Below are 20887 nucleotides of genomic sequence, written 5' to 3'. Positions count from 1 at the left end.
ATCAGAAGAAGATGATGCCGCCGACGGAACCGCCGTTCATGCGCGCGGTGGCGCCGCCGAAGCCCTTCGAGCGCGTCTGCCCGATCTCGGCCACCAGCGTGATCGCGCTGTTCAGCGCATAGTAGGCGCCGGCCGTCAGGTTGGCGTTCGACTTCAGGCCGCCCGTGCCGACGGTGTTGTCGTCGTTGGCGCTGCGCCCCCACGACAGGCCCAGTTTCAGGGCATCGGTCGTCTTGAACGTGCCCTGCACGAGGAAGTTCCTGGAGCGCACGTCGCCCTGGTCGGCGTCGGACAGGATGCCCAGCGCGCGGCCCGTCTGCGCGTTGACGAGCAGGCCGGCGGCGCCCAGCTGGTACGATGCGCCGGCTTCGAAGCCGTTCATCGTGAGGTCGCTCGCGCCCGGCGTCTGCGTTTCGAAGCGCTGGGTCTTGGCACCGAGCCAGGCCTTGAAACCGTCCTGCGCGAACGAGAGGCGCGCCTGCACCTGCGGGCTCGAACGGGTCGAGTAGCGCGGACCGGCGATGACCGGCGTGTCGGACACGGGGCTCATCACGCCGAAGTCGAAGCCGATGCCTGCGTCGTTCTTGGGCGTGCTGTAGACGATCTGGCCATACGTGCCCAGGTAGCTGTAGCCGGCGCCGATGTGGCCCAGCGTCACGCGGCCGCGCTGCGTGGCCTGCACCGGCGCGCCGGCGCCGACGAGGGTCATGTCGTTCAGGATCGCATTCGCGCCGAAGATGCCGTAGTCTCGGCCCAGCTTGAACGTGCCGAGGTCCGCGCGGCCGAACGTGAAGAAGGCCTGGCGCACGTCGACCGTGCTGTTTTGCGCGATCGCGCTGTCCGTCGCCGTGGCGACGTAGATGCCGATCTTGGCGGTGACGTCGAAGCCGCCCTGCGTCGACGACACGGACGTCACGAGGCCGCTGGGCAGCAGGCCGTTGCCGATGGTAGTGCGGTGATCCTCGCCGCCGCAGCCGAGCGCGCGGCCGCCCAGCGCCAGCCCGCCGACGGCGTCGCCGTTGCACGAGACGCCCGTGTAATAGGCGTTGACGATGCCGCCGACGTTGACCGTCCAGTCGCCGGCCTTCAGGTCGACCGCGGAAGCTTGCGTGCAGGCGCCGATCGAGGCCATGACGGCCAATGCGTGAACCTTCTTCATTTGTCTCCTCGCTTTCTTGTTTGTAGTGGGATACATCGTTGAGATGTACCGACAGTGATGGCAAGTTGCGTGCCCGGTCGCTCACCCGGGGAAAAGCGAGGAAACAGCGTATTTTTCTGTGGCGAATCGGATCAGGTGTTGCAGTTTTGACCGTCCGCACACCAAAACTAACTAAACGGTATAAATAAAAAAACCGCGGCCGAAGCCGCGGCAAAACAGGGTCTTGACGCCGGCCGCCGCCGCAGCCGATGCATAACCCTCCCTGACCACTTACCTGGAGTTCAAATCAAATCTTGGTTGCGAGCTTGAAGACCCAGACCGAGCCGCCCTGCTCCAGGAAGTTCACCTTCTTCGCAACCTCGCCGCCCCACAGCGGCACGGCACCGCCCCAGCCGGAGACGACGGCCACGTATTGCACGCCGCCGTCTTCCCACGTCACCGGCGGCGCGACGACGCCCGAACCGGTCTGGAACTTCCACAGTTCTTTGCCCGACTTCGCATCGACCGCCTTCAGGAAGCCCTCGGGCGTGCCGTAGAACACGAGCCCGCCGGCCGTCGTCATCACGCCGCCCCACAGCGGTGCCGTGTTCTTGTTCTCCCAGACGATCTTGCCCGTCCTGGGATCCACCGCGCGCAGCGCGCCGATGTAGTCGTCGTTCAGCGGCTTGATCGTGAAGCCGGCACCGAGGTAAGCGCCACCCTTCTTGTACGTGATCGGTTCGTTCCAGATCTCCATGCCCCACTCGTTGGCGGGCACGTAGAACAGGCCGGTCTGCGGGCTGTACGCCATCGGCATCTGGTTCTTCGCGCCGAGGAAGGCCGGCGCGGCGAACACGGTCGAACCCTTCTTGCCGTCGCCCTTCGTCGGATCGCTGGGACGGTTGGCGGCGATGAAGTTCGGACGGCCCGTCTTGAGGTCGATGCCGCTCGCCCACGTGATCTTGTTCACGAACGGGAAGGCATTCTGCAGCTGGCCCGTCTTCGCGTCGATCACGTAGAAGAAGCCGTTGCGGTCGGCCTTGCCGCCGTAGCGCTTGCCGTTCATGTCGAACGTGACGAATTCGTTGGCGCCGTCGAAGTCCCACGAATCGTTCGGCGTGCTCTGGTAGGCCCACTTGATCTGGCCCGTCGTCGGATCCAGCGCGAGCGTCGACGACGAGTACAGGTTGTCGCCGGGGCGCAGGTGGCTGTTCCACGGTGCCGGGTTGCCGGTGCCGATGTACGCGAGGCCCGTGGCCGGGTCATACGTGCCGCCCATCCAGGTCGATGCGCCGCCCGTCTTCCACAGCTCGCCCGGCCAGCTCTTGTTGACCGTGCCGGTGACGCCCGCATCAATCGCCTTGCCGTCCTTGTCGTACTTGTAGCCCATATGGCCTTCGACGGTCGGGCGCGACCACAGCAGCTCGCCCGTCAGCGGGTTGCGGCCTTCCACGCGGCCCACGATGCCGAACTCGCCGCCCGAGACGCCCGTGATCAGGACGCCCTTGGCGATCAGCGGCGCGGCCGTCATGGAGTAGCCGGCCGCATAGTCGTCGACCTTTTCCTTCCACACGACCTTGCCGGTGCTCTGGTCGAGGGCGACCAGTTGCGCATCCAGCGTGCCGAAGATGACGAGGTTGCCGTACACGGCGGCGCCGCGGTTGACGACGTCGCAGCACGGCATGATCGCTTCCGGCAGGCGGTGCTCGTACTTCCACAGTTTATTCCCCGTCTTCAGGTCGATCGCATAGATGCGCGAATACGACGCGGTGACGAACATCTTGCCGTTGGCGATGATGGGCTGCGACTCCTGCCCGCGCTGTTTCTCGCCGCCGAACGAGAACGACCAGGCCGGGACCAGCTGGCCGACGGTCTTCGTGTTGATCTGCGTGAGCGTCGAAAAACGCTGGCCCTGCGTACCCATGCCGAAGGACAGCACGTTCTTCGTGTCCTTGGCCGCGTTTTCGATCATCGCGTTGGTGATGTCGGCCGCCTGGGCGATGAACGCCAGCGGGGCGAGTCCTGCGAGCAGGATGGTCATTCTCGTCTTCATGCTTGTCTCCTTTGTTGTCGTTGTATGGTGGGCACGTGGTGCCCACCCTACTGCTTTGTCGTCGTTTAAGGTCCCGGCGCCTGGCTGCGCAGCTGGCCGTTTTCCTCGTCCGTGAACAGGCGCGAGCGCGTGAGGAAGCGCCGGCCCGTGCCGTTATCGAGCGAGAACATGCCGCCGTTGCCTTCCACCACATCGATGATCAGCTGGGTGTGTTCCCAGTAACCGAACTGCTCCAGCCCGATGTAGAACGGCGCGCCGTCCAGGTTGCCCAGGTAGACGTCCGTGTCGGACAGGTCGAACTCCCCGGCGGCGTAGCACATCGGCGTGCTGCCGTCGCAGCAGCCGCCGGACTGGAAAAACATCAGCGGCCCGTGGCGCCGCCGCAGCTCGCCGATGAAGGCCAGCGCGGCGGGAGTCGCCATCACGCGTTCGATATTGGCTGTCATGGCGCCTCTCTGCCAGTTAGAAGAAGCCCAGCGCTTTCGGGCTGTAGCTCACCAGCAGATTCTTGGTCTGCTGGTAGTGGTCGAGCATCATCTTGTGATTCTCGCGGCCGATGCCCGACTGCTTGTAGCCGCCGAATGCGGCGTGTGCCGGGTACAGGTGATAGCAGTTGGTCCACACGCGGCCCGCCTGGATCGCGCGGCCGACGCGGAAGGCGCGGCTGCCGTCGCGCGTCCACAGGCCGGCACCCAGGCCGTACAGCGTGTCGTTGGCGATGCGCAGCGCGTCCGCCTCGTCCTTGAACGTCGTCACCGAGACGACCGGGCCGAAGATCTCTTCCTGGAAGATGCGCATGCTGTTGTCGCCCTTGAACACGGTCGGACGCACGTAGTAGCCGCCGGACAGGTCGCCGTCATGCTTCGCCCGCTCGCCGCCGGCCAGCACCTGCGCGCCTTCCTGGCGGCCGATGTCGAGGTAGGACAGGATCTTTTCCAGTTGCTCCTTCGACGCCTGGGCGCCGATCATCGTGCCCTCGTCGAGCGGGTTGCCGGCCTTGATTTGCGCCACGCGCGCCAGCGCGCGCTCGATGAACTTCTCGTAGATCGATTCCTGGATCAGCACGCGCGACGGGCAGGTGCATACCTCGCCCTGGTTCAGCGCGAACATCGCGAAGCCTTCCAGGCACTTGTCGAAGAAGTCGTCGTCCGCGTCCATCACGTCGGCGAAGAAGATGTTGGGCGACTTGCCGCCCAGTTCCAGCGTTACCGGAATCAGGTTCTGCGCGGCGTACTGCATGATCAGGCGGCCGGTGCCCGTCTCGCCCGTGAAGGCGATCTTGGCGATGCGCTTGCTCGATGCGAGCGGCTTGCCCGCTTCCAGGCCGAAGCCGTTGACGACGTTCAGCACGCCCGCCGGCAGCAGGTCGGCGATCAGCTCGACCAGCACCATGATCGAGGCCGGGGTCTGCTCGGCCGGTTTCAGCACGACGCAGTTGCCGGCGGCGAGTGCCGGGGCCAGCTTCCACACGGCCATCAGGATCGGGAAGTTCCACGGGATGATCTGGCCGACCACGCCCAGCGGCTCGTGGAAGTGGTAGGCGTAGGTCTGGTCGTCGATGGTCGAGATGGCGCCTTCCTGCGTGCGGATGCAGCTCGCGAAATAGCGGAAGTGGTCGATCGCCAGCGGGATGTCGGCCGCCATCGTTTCGCGGATCGGCTTGCCGTTGTCGACGGTCTCGGCGGTCGCGATCAGGCGCAGGTTCTGCTCCATGCGGTCGGCGATGCGGTTCAGGATGTTGGCGCGTTCGGCCGGCGACGTCTTCGCCCAGGCATCCTTGGCGGCGTGGGCGGCGTCCAGCGCCAGCTCCACGTCCTCGGCCGTCGAACGGGCCACTTCGCAGAACGGCTGGCCGCTGATCGGCGTGACGTTGGCGAAGTACTCGCCCTTGACCGGCGCGACGAATTTGCCGCCGATGAAGTTGTCGTAGCGTTGGCGGAACGGATTGGCGACGCCGAGTTTGCTGATGTCTGCGAGATTCATGTCATCCTCTTTCGTTGTGGGTTGGGTGGCCGAATTGGTGGCCATTGCGGGCACTGGTGTTTGCTCGGTACATCCCTTCTTTCGCAAACCCCGTGCCAGCCCGCTTTCCCCTGTTTTTGCCGTGTTGGACCGCCAGGCGCCGGCTGTTTCTGGTACAGGTGTTCCAAACTTGAACAGGTCAGCGGATCACCACGCCCCACGGCAGCTGGCCCACGGCGATGTCGCCCGTCTTGCTGCCCGCGGCCGTGTCGATCACGGACACGCTGTCCGAGCGCCCGTTCGCCACGTACAGCCGGCTGCCGTCCGGCGTCAGCGCCATGTTCCAGGGCCGCTTGCCGACGGCGATGGTGGCGTCCACCGCATTGCGCGCGGCGTCGATGCGCATCACGCTGCCGTCCGCGCCGTTCGACACGAATACCGTCTTCCCGTCGGGCGACACGACGATGCCGGCCGGGTTCTTCCCCGCCGGGATCGTGGCGATGCTGCGGCGCTTGTCGATGTCCAGCACGTACACCGCGCCCGCGAGCTCGCACGCGACGTAGGCCCGCGTGCCGTCCGGCGCGAAGCCGATGCCGCGCGGGCGCAGGCCCACAGCGATCGAACCGACCTGGCGGCGTGCGGCCACGTCGATCACGTCGACCTGCTCCGCGTTCTCGGCCGAGACGAGCAGCCAGCGCCCGTCCGGGCTGAACACGGCGTGCTCGGGGTTCTTGCCCTGGACGGGAATGTCGGCGACGAGCTTGCGCGCGGCCGCGTCGACGAGCGCCACGCTGTTGGAATCCTCGACGGCGACGGCGACCCAGCGGCCGTCGCGCGACGCGTTCACGCCCTCGGGCGAGCTGCCGAGCGGGATCGTGGCCAGCGTCGCGCCGCTGGCGGCATCCAGCACGAGCAGCGCGCTGCCGGCGGCGTCCGTGACGTACAGCCGGCTGCCCGCCGGATCGGCCGCGATGCCGCGCGGGCGCTTGCCGGCCGCGATCTGGCGCACGGCCGCGCCCGTGGCTGTGTCGATCACGCTGACGCTGCCGGATTTTTCGTTGGGGACGTAGGCGAAGGGGGCGGCCTGCGCGGCGCCGAAGCCGCAGGCCAGCAGGACGATGAGGGAACGAAGACGTGACATGATGGTCCTTTGAGTGTGGTCGGTACTCTCCGGATTGCAAGCGCCATGCCATGCGGGCAGCACGTTTCCGGGCTGGCAGGTATATTGCATGCGCTCATGGTCAGCGCCCGGATGACAAGGGCGACCATTCGACAGGAGACAAGATGAATCACCGTTTGAATTTCGTGGCGGCGCTGTTCGCCGCCGCCCCCCTGGCGGCCGCCGCCGCACCCGATGCGCCGATGAGCGTGGTCGTCGTCAGCGCCACGCGCGCCGAGCACACGAGCTTCGACCTGCCGGCCGCGATCGACGTCGTCGACGCGGACCGCATCGGCGCCGCACAGCCGCGCGTCAACGCGTCCGAGGCGCTGGCCACGGTGCCGGGGCTCGTCGTGCAGAACCGCCAGAACTATGCGCAAGACCTGCAGATCTCCTCGCGCGGGTTCGGCGCCCGGTCCGCGTTCGGCGTGCGCGGCGTGCGCCTCGTCGCGGACGGCATCCCGGCCACCATGCCGGACGGCCAGGGGCAGGCCGCGACGTTCAACCTCGACATGGCCGAGCGCATCGAAGTCCTGCGCGGCCCCTTCTCCACCTTGTACGGCAACCACGCCGGCGGCGTGATACAACTGTTCACCCGTGATCCACGCCGCGCGCCCTATATCGAAACGAATGTCTCGGCCGGCAGCGACGGCATGCGCAAAGCGGATGTCAATACGGGCGGCAAGCAGGGCGCGTTCGGCTGGCTGCTGGACGGCTCGCGTTTCGAGACGGACGGCTACCGCGCCCACAGCGCCGCCACGCGCGACCAGGCGTATGCCAAGCTCACGTTCGACACGTCCGCCACCGGCAAGCTGACGGTGACGGCCAGCGGCCTGCGCCAGGACGACACGCAAGACCCGCTCGGCGTCACTTGGGCCACGTTCCAGCGCGACCCGCGCGCCGGCGAGATCGATGCGACGGATCCGCAGACGCCGAAACGCACGCTGGCCGACCGCTACGACACGCGCAAGAGCATCCACCACACGCAGGTCGGCCTCGCGTGGGACGAGAAGTTCGGCCAGGATCGCCTGCACGTCGCGATCTATGGCGGCAACCGCAGCGTGATCCAGTACCAGTCGTTCTCGAAGGCGTTCCAGGCACCGGCCAGCCATTCCGGCGGCGTCGTCGACTTCGACCGCGATTTCTACGGCATCGATGCGAACTGGCAGATGGCGCGCCCGCTCGGCGATGGGAGTCTCCGCGCGACCGTCGGCCTGGAAGCCGGCAAATCGAACGATGCGCGCAAGGGGTACGAGAACTACGTCGGCACCACGTTCGGCGTGAAGGGCAACCTGCGCCGCGACGAGGAAGACGACGTGCGCAACGTCGATCCTTACCTGCAGCTGGAATGGGAGCGCGGACAATGGGTGTTCACGGGCGGCCTGCGCCACAGCCGCGTGAGCTTCGACGTGGACGACCACTATCTCGCCAACGGCAACGACGGCGGCAGCGTCGACTACCGCCACACGACGCCGCTGCTCGGCGCGCTGTACAAGGTGACGCCCACGCTGAACGTCTACGCGAGCGCGGCGCGCGGCTTCGAGACGCCGACGCTGAACGAAGTCTTTTACTCGGGCACGGGCAACGGCTTCAACTACCGCCTCGGCGCGGCGACGAGCACGCAACTGGAGGCCGGTGCGAAAGCCCTGGTCGGCCAGGACGTGCGCGTCAACGCGGCCGTCTTCCAGGTGCGCACGCACGACGAGCTGGTCGTCGACAGTTCCAGCGGCGGCCGCACGAGCTACCGCAACGCGAGCGCCACCCTGCGCCAGGGCCTGGAACTGTCGCTCGACGCCGACCTGCGCGCGGGCTTCTCCGCCCGCGTGGCGGCCACGGTGCTGCGTGCGATCTACGACGAGGCATTCACCGGCGTCGCCGAGGGCAACCGCCTGCCGGGCGTGCCGAGAACGAGCCTGTTCGGCGAACTGGCGTGGAAGGATGCGGACGGCCGCCTGCAGGCGGCGCTGGAAACCATCGCCAGCGGCAAGGTCAATCCGGACGACGCCAACGCGGCGACGCCGGCGCCGGGCTATGCGATCGTCAACGCGCGCGTGCAGGCCAGCCAGCCGCTGGGCGCGTGGCGCGTGCGCGAGTACGCGCGCGTGAACAACGTGTTCGACCGTACGTACGTCGGCTCCGTCATCGTCGGCGACAGCAACAAGCGGTATTACGAGCCGGCGCCGGGCCGCAACTGGGTGCTGGGCGCCAGCGTCCAGTATCAGTTCTGAATACGCGAGGCGCATAACATTCATGCACGCCGGCATATGACCGGCGTGCGCGTTGCCTGTTACGCTCGCGTGATGGACAAACTCTCGGAATGGCAAACACGCGTCGACCTCGCCGCGTGCTACCGGTTATGCGCGCTGTACGGCTGGGCCGACGGCATCTACACCCACATCTCGGCCGCCGTGCCCGGCGAGCCGGGCCACTACCTGATCAACGCGTTCGGCTTGTGCTTCGATGAAGTGATGGCGTCGAACCTCGTCAAGGTCGACGGCGCCGGCAACGTGATCGGCGCATTGCCGGCGCCGGTGAACCGGTCCGGCTTCCGCCTGCACGCGGCCGTGCACGAGGCGCGGCCGGATGCCGCCTGCGTCATGCACCTGCATAACGTGGCCGGCATCGCCGTCGGCATGCAGCAGGACGGCCTGCTGCCGCTGTCGCCGTACGCGCTGCGCTTTCATGGCGAGCTCGCGTACCACGACTACGAAGGCATCGCGATGACCCTTGACGAGCAGGCGCGCCTCGTGGACAACCTGGGCAGCCGCCCCGCCATGCTGCTGCGGAACCACGGCAGCCTGACCGTGGGCCGTACGATCGCGGAAGCCTTCGTGCTGATGGAAACCCTGGACCGCGCCTGCGAGGCGCAGCTGCGCGCACAGGCGGCCGGCGTGCCGCTCGTGCAACCGCCCGCTGCCATGTGCGCGACGGCCCATGCGCAGCTCGTGGGCGACGGCTCGCCCGAAGGCGTGCTCGAATGGCCGTCGCTGCTGCGCCGCCTGGACGCCGCCAGTCCCCGATACCGAACCTGAAGGAACCCCTATGCCGACCATTAACGTTCAACTGTTCGAAGGCCGCACGCCGGAACAAAAGCGCGCCTTCGTAAAGGCCGTCACGGAAGCCACCGTCAGGACGCTGGAGTGCTCGCCCGACTCCGTGGACATCCTGATCCACGAAGTCAAGCGCGAGCACTGGGCCACGGGCGGTAAACTATGGTCCGACGAATGATCACGGCCTGACGACCTGCACCCCGTACTTCGCGAAGAGCGTCTTCAGTTCGCCGCTGGCCGCCAGGTCGTTCAGCGCGGCCTGCAGCCGGCGCGCGAGACCGAGGTTATCCTTCTTCACCGCCATGCCGACCGCCCAGCCGCCGCGCGGCAGGCGGTCGAACGGCACCTTCTGCAGCGGGAACGCGGGATCGCCCTTCATCACCGACTCGATCTGGGCGCGCGTGGCCAGCACCGCATCCAGGGCACCCGCCTTCAATTGTTCCAGCGCTTCGATCGCGGTCGGGTAGATGTGCACCTGCTCGCGGAAGCGTCCTCCGCCCTCGCCCAGCATCACCATGCCGGAGATCGACACCTTCTCGACGCCGATGCGCTTGCCCGCCAGCGCATCGACGCCATCGAACTGCGGAATCGCCTGCGCGCTGCGCACGAGCCGCACGGTCTCCACGTAGTACGGCGCGAAGATCTCGACCTGCGGATTCGCGTTCATCAGCATGCGGTCCACGGGCACGTGCAGCATCACGTCGGCCGGGCCGTAGCCGAGGTAGTGGCCCTTCCACACCATGTTGCGCAGGTCGTCGTTGAGATCGTCACCGGCATCGAACGGCAACAACGCCAGCTTCAGCCCGAGCTTGCCGGCCAGCGCGGCGCCCAGGTCGGCGTCGATGCCCAGGCCGTGGTTGGAGAACGGCGCCAGCTCGTTGTAGACGGCCACCTTGAGGGTGCCCGCGGTGCGCAGCACGGGTGTGTCGTCGGCGAAGGCGATGCCGGTACCCAGCAGGAGGCCCGCCGCGAGCAGCCGGCGACGCGACGGCGAAGTCAGGGTCGACATGACGGCCTCAGTCGGCGGCGCGGCGGGATTCGAGGTAGGTCTTGATGGCCCACATCGCTTCCTGGTTGAACACGCCTTCGAACGGCGGCATGTAGACGGCCCCGTTGCGCACCTTGCCGTGGCGGATGCTGGTCAGGAAGTAGTTGTCGATCTCCTTGTAGCAGGCATCCTTCTTCTTCTCGTTCTTGATGCCGGTGCAGTCGCGATCGAGCAGGCGCAGGTCCGGTGCGATCCCGCCCGACACCGCTTCCAGCCCGTGGCAGCGGGCGCAGTTCTGCCCGTAGGCCGACGCGCCGATCTTCAGCGCCAGCTTGTTGGTGCGGTACGGATTCTCGTCGCGCCATTTGTCGCCGAGGGCGGGCAGGCCCGTCGTGTCGACGGCTTGCGGGACCACGTTGCCGTGCGCGTTGGCCCAGAGCGAGGTGAGTGCGGCGGCGGCAACGGCGACTGCGCCGGCGGCGATGCGGAATTTGTGCTTCATGGTGATGTCTCCTGTAGGTTTATCGGTCTATCCCTACATGAGCAATCGGCGTGCCATGCTTCATACGCCCTGGATGGCGGCGTTCGCGGCCCGCGCCTGTCCCAATTTGCAACAGGTGTCACATGTCCGCACGTGCCAGCGCGCGTGCCGCCGCCTCCGGATACAGGCGTTCGAGCGTTTCCGCCATCACGCGGCCGAGCAGCGCCTGCACGGGCGCGGCGGCCGCCGCAGCATCGGGCGCGCCACGCACGGCCTTCCACAACGGCGCCAGTTCCGCCTCGTGCGCGGCGACGCTGCGTTCGACCTCGGCCTGCCAGAACGGCGGCGCCTCCCCTTCGACGAAGTTGCCGCGTCCGCGCCCAAAATGGGCGACCGCCAGGTAGCGCAGCACGCTGCCGACGAGGAGCGTGCGCAGGAACGGATCCGCGAACTGCACGGTCGGCCGGTCGCGGTCCGTCGTGGTATTGAAACCCCAGGCCGCACCGGCCATCGTGAGCGCGCCGACGATCGCGCCGAGCAGCGCGCCGCCACCCAGCGTGAGGCCGCCGGCCATCAGGTCGGCCGACAGGCCCGTCGCAGCGCCGGAAACGACGGCACCGAGCAGCCCCGCCTGCGCCTTGTCGATGGGCGCACGCACGGCGAAGTTCTCGCGCACGCGGGCATTGATGCGGCCCGCGTCGCCCGGGTCGAGCCGGTGCAGGCGCAGGAGGCCGACCGTCGTGTCGCCGATGCGTCGCTCCAGCCGCTCGACGAGGCCGGCCATCGCCGCCTCCTGGCGCTTCTGTTCATCCTTGCCGAGACCGACGGCCTTCAGCGCCGACTTGAACAAATTCGCCTTGCCCTCCTGCTCGATGGCCTGGCTGTCGCGCGCGGCGCCGGCCAGCATCTGCGCGCCGAGCGTCACGGCCTCGCGGAACCGCTGCACGTTGTGCGCCTGCCACGCGGCGAGCAGCCGCGCATAGCCGTCGCGTTTGGATTCGTCGATCAGCTTGCCGACGCGCTCGTAGAACACGTCCTCGTGCACCCAGCAGCGCGCGAACGCGTCGAGCGCGAGCACGTCGCGCACGATCGAGAACTGGTCGAGGTGCGCTTTCCAGCGCGCCTGCTCCGCCTGCTCCTGCTCGTCCGGCCGCGGTGGCCCCAGCTGGTTGAGCAGCACGACGACCGGTTTGCCGAGCCATTCGAGGATCCGCATCTCGGCCGGCAGGTAGCCGGCATCGCGCGGGTCCTCGGACGAATTCACGAGGTACAGCACGACGTCGGCCGCGTCCTTCGCCGCGCGCAGCGCCTGCTGGCTGAGCCAGAACGGCCGGTCACGGTAGCGGTCGAATACCTCGCGCATGAACCAGCCGATCGGATTGCCGGCCTGCGCGAGGCGCTTGAGCAGCCGGACGGAATCGCCGAAGCCGGGTGTGTCCCACAACAGCAGGCGGTCGCCCGCGCCGCTGGCCTGCAAGGTATGCGCTTCGGCGAACACGGTCACGTGGGCGGCGTCGCGCACCTCGCCCACGTCCATGCCCACCAGGGTGCGTGCGAGGGTCGTCTTGCCGTTGTTCGTGTGCGAGACGAGCGCGAACTGGATATCGACGGGTTGCGCGCTCATGCGCCCCCCGACACCGGAAGGCCGCTGCCGAGATCGAGCGGATGGCGCTCCGGATGCAGCAGGTCGACGACGGTCCCCTGGATGTGGTGGTACTGGCAGAACTGGTGCCACAACGCGACGCGCTCGACGAGGCGAGCGTCGACGGCGCCGCGCTCCACGAGCCCCGATTCGTCCAGCAGCACGGCGATGCCGCGCGGCGTGTTCCGCGCCAGGTACTCGAGAAACGCGCCGTGGTTCTCGCGCTCCGGCGTGGCGGCGAGGTTGAACAGGACGGCCGTGATGGCGACGTCGGCATCGTCGAGGCGCGCATCGCGGAGCAGCTCCTGCGGCTCCTCGCCGTACGGGCACGATGGGCGCAGCATCAGCTGCGCCTGTTCGCCGAGCACCATCGCCGCGACGGCCGCGAGGCCTTTATGACGCGGCTCGTCGACGGTGAAGCTGTACGGGATCACGCGCAGCACGGCCGGACCGGACGCGCCGACGCGGTCGGCCAGCAGCCGGTAATACGGCTGGCCGAGGTCGAGCGGAAAGCGGTGCGCGAGGCGGCGCGCGCGCAGTCCGGACACGAGCGCCAGTACGAGGCGCGGCAGCACGACGAGCAGGAACAGCGTCGCCGCATACAGGTGCACCCAGCGTGCGCCGCCGGCGGGCGACGGCTCCTGCACGAAGCGCAGCGCCTGGACGTCGGCCAAGGTAAAACCCTGCAGCGGGAACACGGCCAGCGCGGGTGCGAACAGGACCGACAGCAGCGTGTGCACCTGCTGGGCATCGAGGAACGTGCTCTCCCACCCGGCCGCGTATTGTGTCAGCACGCCGCGCGCGTACAACGACGCGATCGCACCGAGCGCGAACGCGGCGGCCGCGAGGTGGATGGTGCGGCCGAGGCGCAAATGCGTGAGCTTGGCCGTCAGCGCCGACCAGTCCGTGAAGTATTGGGCGATGCCGGCGGCGAGCGGCGCCGGCAGTTTGCGCGGCAGCGCGGCCTTGCCGACGGACAGGCGGCGCAGCAGCCGCGGGCTCGCCCAGCCGGTGCGCTTCGACGGCACGAGCGCCCACACGATCAGCGCGACGTAGACCAGCAGGTTCCACGCGAGGATCGCGAGCAGCGGCGCCGACAGCAGGTCGACGCGATGCGGATTGCCGATACGGTCCAGCCCCGCGCCGGCCGCGAAGCCGATGATGGGCAGCAGCACGGCCAGCATTGGCAGCAGGCTGCGCCGCTGGCGGAACGCGGCAAACGCGGGCGTGCGCTCGGCCAGCCGCTTGAGGACGAGTTCCGCGCGCTGGCCGAGGAAGTGGTCGAGCCGCGGCTCGCTCTTGCCTTCGGCCGCCTGCCAGTGCGCCAGCTCGCGCGCGCTGCGGCTGGCGTAGACGCGGTCGTCTTCGGTCAGGATCTCGCGCTTCGTGTCGGCGGTTTCGATGGCGCGCATCAGGACGACATCGCGTGCGGTCCGCTCGTTCATGGGCTCCTCTCTGGATGAGTTGACAAGCTTATCAGAAATACTTCACCCATCGTTTCCCGCTCGTGCGCTTGTACGCGCCGAACAGCCGCGTCGGCAGATACAGGACGACAGCCAGCAGCGCGGCGATCGCCCACACCTGCCAGACGTGCGCCACGTCCGCACGCGGCACGCCCAGCGCGGCGGCGGCGAGCTTCTGCAGCGCCAGTAGCGCATACAGGTGCAGCAGGTAGTAGAACAGCGGCGCCCCGCCAAACACCGCCGCGGCGCGGGTCGGCGCCGTGTCCACGCGCTCGACCCACGCGAGCACGATGGCGCCCACGCCGAACGTCAACAGGAGAAAGTCGAGCGACGGTGGATACTTCGTGAAGTTGAGGAAGGCCATCGCGGCGCGCACGGGGTCCGCCTGCGGCGTCCACGGCACGGGCTCGCCGTACGCGTTCACGCTGCGCAGGACGACGAGCGACGCGAAACAGGCGATGCCAACGAGGGTCAGCCAGCGCGTGCGCAGCGCGGGCGCGGCCGTCCTGGCATACAAGGGGCCGCACGCATAGCCCAGCAGGATCACGCCGATCCAGGCCAGCACGGGATAGCTGACCTTGATGCGGACCGGATCCAGCGCGAGGAAGCCGCGCTGTTCGAGGATCGTCCACGCCGCCGGGGGCAACGCCCCCTGTTCCAGCGCATTGTGCCCGCCCACGATGATCAGACCCAGCACACCGGGCAGCGCGAGCGGCAGGCGGTGCAGCAGCGCCAGCGCGAGCATGGCGAGGCCGATGGCCCAGATCACCTGCAGGTAAATGGTGGACTGCGGCGTCCCCGACCAGGCGGCATTCACGACCGTGACCTCGAGCGCGAGCAGCAACAGGCCGCGCTTGACGAGGAACCCCGTCGCGCCGCGCGGGCCGCCGGGCGGGTGCGCATACAGCCACGCCGACAGGCCGGTCAGGAACACGAACATCGGCGCGCAGAAATGCGCCGCCAGGCGGGTGAAGAACAGCGCGGGTGGCGTCGCGCCCACGTCCATCGGATCGCCGACCTGGTGCTGAAGATAGAACGTCTCGCGCACGTGGTCGACCGTCATCAGGAGCATGACGAGGCCGCGCATCACGTCGATCGAGAGAACACGTCGGGTGTTCATGGCGGTTCCTCAGTAGCGGTAAGACAGGGTTGCCGTCGCCGTGCGCGTGCTGCCCGGCGCGACCCACAACCGGCTGTACGAACTGGCGTAGTAGCGGCGGTCGAACAGGTTGTCGACGTTCAGCGCGACGCGCCAGCGTTTGTCCGGCGCATACGCCGCCATGACGCGGGCCGTCGTGTAGCCGGGCAGCCAAAAGTCGCTGGACGCCGCCACGTCGCCGAAGCGCTCGCCCACGTACGCGAGTCCCGCGCCGGCCGACAGCCGTGCATCGCCCGCCACCAGCAGCACATTGGCGCTGTGGCGCGGCACGTTGGGAACGCGGCTGCCGGTACGTATGGTGTTGTCGCCACGGGTTACGCGCGCGTCCGTGTACGCATACGACGCCGACAGCTTCAGGTGGCGCCGCAACCGGCCCGATACATCCAGTTCCACGCCCCGGCTCGCGACCTCGCCCGCAGGAATCGCGTAGTCCGGGTTCACGGGATTCGTCGTGAGGACGTTCTTCTTGCGGATCCGGTAGACCGCCAGCGTGCCCGCCAGCCCGCCGGGCATGTCGAGCTTCGCGCCCACTTCGTCGGCGCGGCTCTCTTCCGCCGGGAACGCCTGGTTGTCGATGCCGATGCCGCTGTTCGGGCGAAAGCCGCGCGCGGTGCTCGCGTACAGCGCGACCGTGGCAGCCGGCTGGTAGACCAGTCCCGCGCGCGGGCTGGTGGCGCCGAGGCGCTGGTGGTTGACGGCCGCCGTGCGGTGGTTGATCACGGTCTGGCGGTACCGGTCGTGGCGCACGCCAACGAGCGCTTTCCAGCGCGCCGCCAGGTCCAACTGGTCCTGCACGTAGAGCCCCGTGGCGCGCTGGTGTTCGAGCGTATCGATCGACAGGGCGAGCGGCGCGGCCGTGCCGCCGTACACGGGGTCGACGATGTCGAGCGCGTACGGATGCGCGGCCGACGGATTGCGGCGCAGCTGCACGCGCCGGTCATCGAACCGGTAGGTGTCGGCGCCGACCAGCACGGCGTGGTTTGCGAGCCTGCCCAGCAGCTCCACGCGGGCGGAACGGTCGATGGCCGCGAAGTCGCGATGCCGCCGCTGGCGGCGCAGCGTCCGGCCATCCGCCGCGAGGTCGCTGGCTTCCGTCGAATAGCCGGCGAGCGCACTGTCGCGATAGGATGCGCCACCCTGCACCGACCAGCCTGCGCCCAGCGCGTGCTGGACGAACAGCTGCTGTCCCACCGACTGCACGATGACCGGACCGTCGGCAGGCTCGCCGAGGAAACGCGAGACTGGCAACCGGCCCGGGATCGCGACGACGCCGCGGTCGAACGGCGTGCGTTGGCGCGTCGCTTCGATCTCGTACGACACCGTCGTGTCTTCGCCCGCGTGCCACAGGATGGACGGCGCGACGTAGGTGCGCTCGGTGTGCACCAGGTCGCGGAAGCTGCCGCCCGCCTGGTGCGCCAGGTTGAACCGGTACGCGACACTGTCCGACAACGGCCCGGTCAGGTCGGCCGCGGCGCGCCGCGTGCCATGGCTTGCCAGCGCGGCGTCGATGCCGTATTGCGGCGCGAAGCGCGGCTTCTTCGTCACGATGTTGACCGTGCCGCCCGGCTCGCCGCGGCCATACAGCGCCGATGCGGGTCCCTTCAAAATCTCGATGGACTGGGTATCCGCGACGTCGCGCAGGCCGTTGTAGCCACGGCTCGAACTGAAGCCGTTGACCATGTAGTCGGACCCGAAGTTCGGATCGCCCGTGAAGCCACGCATCGCGTAGCTGTCCCACAGGCCACCCAGGTCGCTCTGGCGGGCGATGCCGCTGGCCAGTTCGAGCGCGCCGGCCAGGTTGGTGACGCCCGCGTCGCGCAGCAGGTCGGCCTCCAGCGTCCGGGTACTTTGCGGCAGGTCGAGCGGCTGCGCATCGGTTTTCGTGGCGCCGGCCACGGTGAGGGCATGGTAGGCCGTGCGCTGGCCGGTGACGAGCACGGTGCCGGCCGGCGGTTCGGCCATGGCGTGGAAAGACAGCGTACCGGCGAGCAGCGGCACGCACCGCAGATGGGTGTTCTTGATCTTCATGTTTCCAAATCCTGTTCAGCGAATAACGCGTAACGCCGCCAGGGCGCAGGCGCCATGGCGGTACGATGCATCGATTGGAGGAACTGATCAGGCTTGGGGTGGACCGCGCGGCTGGTAGACGTGGACCGGCTGCGGACGGATGCCGGTGCGAATCGGGTCGACGGGGCCCGCGTCCGCCAGCGCGAGCGGCACGAAGACATGCACCGATGGCGGCGCCGCGAATGCCAGCTGGGCGCCGTCGAGGCACAGAGCGCAGAGATCGCGCAATGCCGGCTTGCCGTCGGCGCCCCGCTCCACCTGCGCTGCCGCTTGCGGACTGGCAGCCTCCGCGACGTGCGTCGCCGCATGCTGCAACGACATCTGCTGCGTGATGAGCAGCAGGAGCGACAGCAGTACGTGGACGAAGGAGCGCGACATTCGGCGTAATGGAAAGACAACAGCGGGGCATTGTAGCTGAAGTCGGGGCGCGGAAAAGCAAAAAGCCCGCTCGCTCGGATTGGCAGTGCCAATCCGGGCGAGCGGGCTTCGGTTTTCCAAAACGAAAAACCCCGTCGAGATCACTCGACGGGGTTTTCTTAATAACTAGCCTGACGATAACCTACTTTCACACTGGTTGCAGCACTATCATCGGCGCAGAGTCTTTTCACGGTCCTGTTCGGGATGGGAAGGGGTGGTACAGACTTGCTATGGTCATCAGGCATAACTTGTACGAGTGCCGCTTGCATAGTGCATGCGTCACTCTGAATCCGGAAGAAGCAGTTTTCGTAATCTGTTGTCTCAACAAACAGCTGAACCCTTGCATTGGCAATGACTGCCAAGGTTATAGGGACAAGCCGTACGGGCAATTAGTATCAGTTAGCTTAATGCATTACTGCACTTCCACACCTGACCTATCAACGTCCTGGTCTCGAACGACCCTTCAAGGAGCTCAAGGCTCCGGGAAATCTCATCTCAAGGCGAGTTTCCCGCTTAGATGCTTTCAGCGGTTATCTCTTCCGAACTTAGCTACCCGGCAATGCCACTGGCGTGACAACCGGTACACCAGAGGTTCGTCCACTCCGGTCCTCTCGTACTAGGAGCAGCCCCCTTCAAATTTCCAACGCCCACGGCAGATAGGGACCAAACTGTCTCACGACGTTTTAAACCCAGCTCACGTACCACTTTAAATGGCGAACAGCCATACCCTTGGGACCGGCTACAGCCCCAGGATGTGATGAGCCGACATCGAGGTGCCAAACTCCCCCGTCGATATGAACTCTTGGGAGGAATCAGCCTGTTATCCCCAGAGTACCTTTTATCCGTTGAGCGATGGCCCTTCCATACAGAACCACCGGATCACTATGTCCTACTTTCGTACCTGCTCGACTTGTCGGTCTCGCAGTTAAGCACGCTTATGCCATTGCACTATTAGCACGATGTCCGACCGTACCTAGCGTACCTTCGAACTCCTCCGTTACACTTTAGGAGGAGACCGCCCCAGTCAAACTGCCTACCATGCACTGTCCCCGACCCGGATCACGGGCCAAGGTTAGAACCTCAAACGAACCAGGGTGGTATTTCAAGGTTGGCTCCACGAGAACTGGCGTCCCCGCTTCAAAGCCTCCCACCTATCCTACACAGATTGGTTCAAAGTCCAATGCAAAGCTACAGTAAAGGTTCATGGGGTCTTTCCGTCTAGCCGCGGGTAGATTGCATCATCACAAACATTTCAACTTCGCTGAGTCTCGGGAGGAGACAGTGTGGCCATCGTTACGCCATTCGTGCAGGTCGGAACTTACCCGACAAGGAATTTCGCTACCTTAGGACCGTTATAGTTACGGCCGCCGTTTACTGGGACTTCAATCAAGAGCTTGCACCCCATCATTTAATCTTCCAGCACCGGGCAGGCGTCACACCCTATACGTCCACTTTCGTGTTTGCAGAGTGCTGTGTTTTTATTAAACAGTCGCAGCCACCAGTTTATTGCAACCCTTTCACCCTCATGGAGTAAACCATTCAAGCTACCGGGGCGTACCTTATCCCGAAGTTACGGTACCAATTTGCCGAGTTCCTTCTCCCGAGTTCTCTCAAGCGCCTTAGAATACTCATCTCGCCCACCTGTGTCGGTTTGCGGTACGGTCTCGTATGACTGAAGCTTAGAGGCTTTTCTTGGAACCACTTCCGATTGCTTCGTGTCACAAGGACACACGTCTCGACCCCTTGAATTACGCGCCCGGATTTGCCTAAGCGCCTTCTATGAGTCAAGAACCAACTATTCCAACAGTTGGACAACCTTCCGCGATCCGTCCCCCCATCGCATCATACGACGGTGCAGGAATATTAACCTGCTTCCCATCAGCTACGCATCTCTGCCTCGCCTTAGGGGCCGACTCACCCTGCTCCGATGAACGTTGAACAGGAAACCTTGGGCTTTCGGCGAGAGGGCTTTTCACCCTCTTTATCGCTACTCATGTCAGCATTCGCACTTCCGATACCTCCAGCATCCTTTACAAGACACCTTCTCAGGCTTACGGAACGCTCTCCTACCATATGGATCAAAGTATAAATACTAAGAAACATATCCGCAGCTTCGGTGACTGGCTTAGCCCCGTTACATCTTCCGCGCAGGACGACTCGATCAGTGAGCTATTACGCTTTCTTTAAATGATGGCTGCTTCTAAGCCAACATCCTGACTGTTTTAGCCTTCCCACTTCGTTTTCCACTTAGCCAATCTTTGGGACCTTAGCTGGCGGTCTGGGTTGTTTCCCTCTTGACGCCGGACGTTAGCACCCGACGTCTGTCTCCCAAGCTCGCACTCATCGGTATTCGGAGTTTGCAATGGTTTGGTAAGTCGCAATGACCCCCTAGCCATAACAGTGCTCTACCCCCGATGGTGATACTTGAGGCACTACCTAAATAGTTTTCGGAGAGAACCAGCTATTTCCAGGTTTGTTTAGCCTTTCACCCCTACCCACAGCTCATCCCCTAATTTTTCAACATTAGTGGGTTCGGACCTCCAGGGCGTGTTACCGCACCTTCATCCTGGCCATGGGTAGATCACCTGGTTTCGGGTCTACACCCAGCGACTGTCGCCCTGTTCGGACTCGATTTCTCTACGGCTCCCCTATTCGGTTAACCTCGCCACTGAATGTAAGTCGCTGACCCATTATACAAAAGGTACGCCGTCACCCCACGAAGAGGCTCCGACTGTTTGTATGCACACGGTTTCAGGATCTATTTCACTCCCCTCCCGGGGTTCTTTTCGCCTTTCCCTCACGGTACTGGTTCACTATCGGTCGATTACGAGTATTTAGCCTTGGAGGATGGTCCCCCCATCTTCAGACAGGATTTCTCGTGTCCCGCCCTACTTGTCGTACGCTTAGTACCACCGTTCGAATTTCGTGTAAGGGGCTATCACCCTCTATGGCCAGCATTTCCAGGCTGTTCCACTATTCGATCGACTATCACGTACAAGGCTCATCCCATTTCGCTCGCCACTACTTTGGGAATCTCGGTTGATTTCTTTTCCTGCAGCTACTTAGATGTTTCAGTTCGCCGCGTTCGCTTTGCATACCTATGTATTCAGTATGCAATGACCTAAAAGGCCGGGTTTCCCCATTCGGAAATCTGCGGATCAAAGTGTGTTTGCTCACTCCCCGCAGCTTATCGCAAGCTACTACGTCCTTCGTCGCCTGTAATCGCCAAGGCATCCACCATGTGCACTTATTCACTTGTCCCTATAACGTTGGCCCCTGCATGAGTATCAGGGAACGTCATAACAACA

At 65.5% G+C, this 20887-nt stretch carries 15 protein-coding genes and 2 rRNA genes; 3 read left to right on the top strand and 14 right to left on the bottom strand.

Annotation, left to right across the window (positions count from 1 at the left end):
- Position 1 precedes the first annotated feature (1 nt).
- The 5 genes from ACEN98_RS19505 to ACEN98_RS19485 form a co-directional block, all read right to left on the bottom strand.
- Positions 2 to 1159, bottom strand: a complete 1158-nt coding sequence (locus tag ACEN98_RS19505; protein ID WP_413386548.1) for a porin — start codon at positions 1157 to 1159, stop codon at positions 2 to 4.
- A gap of 286 nt (positions 1160 to 1445) precedes the next feature.
- Positions 1446 to 3191, bottom strand: a complete 1746-nt coding sequence (locus ACEN98_RS19500; protein ID WP_413386547.1) for a PQQ-dependent methanol/ethanol family dehydrogenase — start codon at positions 3189 to 3191, stop codon at positions 1446 to 1448.
- A gap of 65 nt (positions 3192 to 3256) precedes the next feature.
- Positions 3257 to 3637 (bottom strand): DUF779 domain-containing protein, encoded by a 381-nt coding sequence (locus ACEN98_RS19495; RefSeq protein WP_105381157.1) that lies wholly within the window; start codon positions 3635 to 3637, stop codon positions 3257 to 3259.
- 16 nt (positions 3638 to 3653) lie between these two features.
- Positions 3654 to 5174 (bottom strand): aldehyde dehydrogenase, encoded by a 1521-nt coding sequence (gene adh / locus ACEN98_RS19490; protein ID WP_413386546.1) that lies wholly within the window; start codon positions 5172 to 5174, stop codon positions 3654 to 3656.
- Between the two features lie 178 nt (positions 5175 to 5352).
- Positions 5353 to 6294 (bottom strand): beta-propeller fold lactonase family protein, encoded by a 942-nt coding sequence (locus ACEN98_RS19485; protein ID WP_413386545.1) that lies wholly within the window; start codon positions 6292 to 6294, stop codon positions 5353 to 5355.
- A gap of 143 nt (positions 6295 to 6437) precedes the next feature.
- On the opposite strand from ACEN98_RS19485, the gene ACEN98_RS19480 reads away from it, so the two are divergent.
- The 3 genes from ACEN98_RS19480 to ACEN98_RS19470 all read left to right on the top strand — a co-directional run bounded on the left by ACEN98_RS19480 (position 6438) and on the right by ACEN98_RS19470 (position 9540).
- On the top strand, positions 6438 to 8540 hold the full coding sequence (locus tag ACEN98_RS19480) for a TonB-dependent receptor family protein (RefSeq protein WP_413386544.1): 2103 nt from the start codon (positions 6438 to 6440) through the stop codon (positions 8538 to 8540).
- Between the two features lie 72 nt (positions 8541 to 8612).
- Positions 8613 to 9344 (top strand): class II aldolase/adducin family protein, encoded by a 732-nt coding sequence (locus ACEN98_RS19475; protein ID WP_413386543.1) that lies wholly within the window; start codon positions 8613 to 8615, stop codon positions 9342 to 9344.
- A gap of 10 nt (positions 9345 to 9354) precedes the next feature.
- Entirely contained in the window at positions 9355 to 9540 is a 186-nt protein-coding gene (locus ACEN98_RS19470; protein ID WP_056129743.1) for a 4-oxalocrotonate tautomerase, read from the top strand.
- Here the strand turns inward: ACEN98_RS19470 and ACEN98_RS19465 are convergent, their stop codons facing one another.
- The 9 genes from ACEN98_RS19465 to ACEN98_RS19425 all read right to left on the bottom strand — a co-directional run bounded on the left by ACEN98_RS19465 (position 9541) and on the right by ACEN98_RS19425 (position 20840).
- Positions 9541 to 10371, bottom strand: coding sequence for a substrate-binding periplasmic protein (locus ACEN98_RS19465; protein WP_413386542.1), 831 nt, complete (start codon positions 10369 to 10371; stop codon positions 9541 to 9543).
- 7 nt (positions 10372 to 10378) lie between these two features.
- Complete coding sequence (gene pedF / locus ACEN98_RS19460; RefSeq protein WP_413342425.1) at positions 10379 to 10852, bottom strand: cytochrome c-550 PedF; 474 nt, start codon at positions 10850 to 10852, stop codon at positions 10379 to 10381.
- Between the two features lie 118 nt (positions 10853 to 10970).
- Positions 10971 to 12455, bottom strand: a complete 1485-nt coding sequence (locus ACEN98_RS19455) for a DUF3482 domain-containing protein (protein WP_413386540.1) — start codon at positions 12453 to 12455, stop codon at positions 10971 to 10973.
- On the bottom strand, positions 12452 to 13918 hold the full coding sequence (locus ACEN98_RS19450; RefSeq protein ID WP_413386539.1) for a DUF2868 domain-containing protein: 1467 nt from the start codon (positions 13916 to 13918) through the stop codon (positions 12452 to 12454). Before ACEN98_RS19450 ends, ACEN98_RS19455 begins: the two co-directional genes overlap by 4 nt.
- Before the next feature lie 31 nt (positions 13919 to 13949).
- A complete protein-coding gene (locus ACEN98_RS19445) occupies positions 13950 to 15056 on the bottom strand; it encodes a DUF1624 domain-containing protein (protein ID WP_413386538.1) in 1107 nt (368 codons plus the stop codon).
- 9 nt (positions 15057 to 15065) lie between these two features.
- A complete protein-coding gene (locus tag ACEN98_RS19440; protein ID WP_413386537.1) occupies positions 15066 to 17123 on the bottom strand; it encodes a TonB-dependent siderophore receptor in 2058 nt (685 codons plus the stop codon).
- A gap of 87 nt (positions 17124 to 17210) precedes the next feature.
- Complete coding sequence (locus tag ACEN98_RS19435) at positions 17211 to 17483, bottom strand: hypothetical protein (protein ID WP_413386536.1); 273 nt, start codon at positions 17481 to 17483, stop codon at positions 17211 to 17213.
- A 225-nt stretch (positions 17484 to 17708) separates the two neighbouring features.
- A 5S ribosomal RNA gene (rrf, locus tag ACEN98_RS19430) occupies positions 17709 to 17821 on the bottom strand.
- A gap of 126 nt (positions 17822 to 17947) precedes the next feature.
- A 23S ribosomal RNA gene (locus tag ACEN98_RS19425) occupies positions 17948 to 20840 on the bottom strand.
- Positions 20841 to 20887: the final 47 nt, after the last annotated feature.

This window comes from Massilia sp. CT11-137, from assembly GCF_047302885.1.
GTDB classification, from domain to species: domain Bacteria; phylum Pseudomonadota; class Gammaproteobacteria; order Burkholderiales; family Burkholderiaceae_D; genus Telluria; species Telluria orientalis.
Note: the sequence above shows the minus strand (reverse complement) of the source record. Positions and strands in the feature narration are given on the sequence as shown.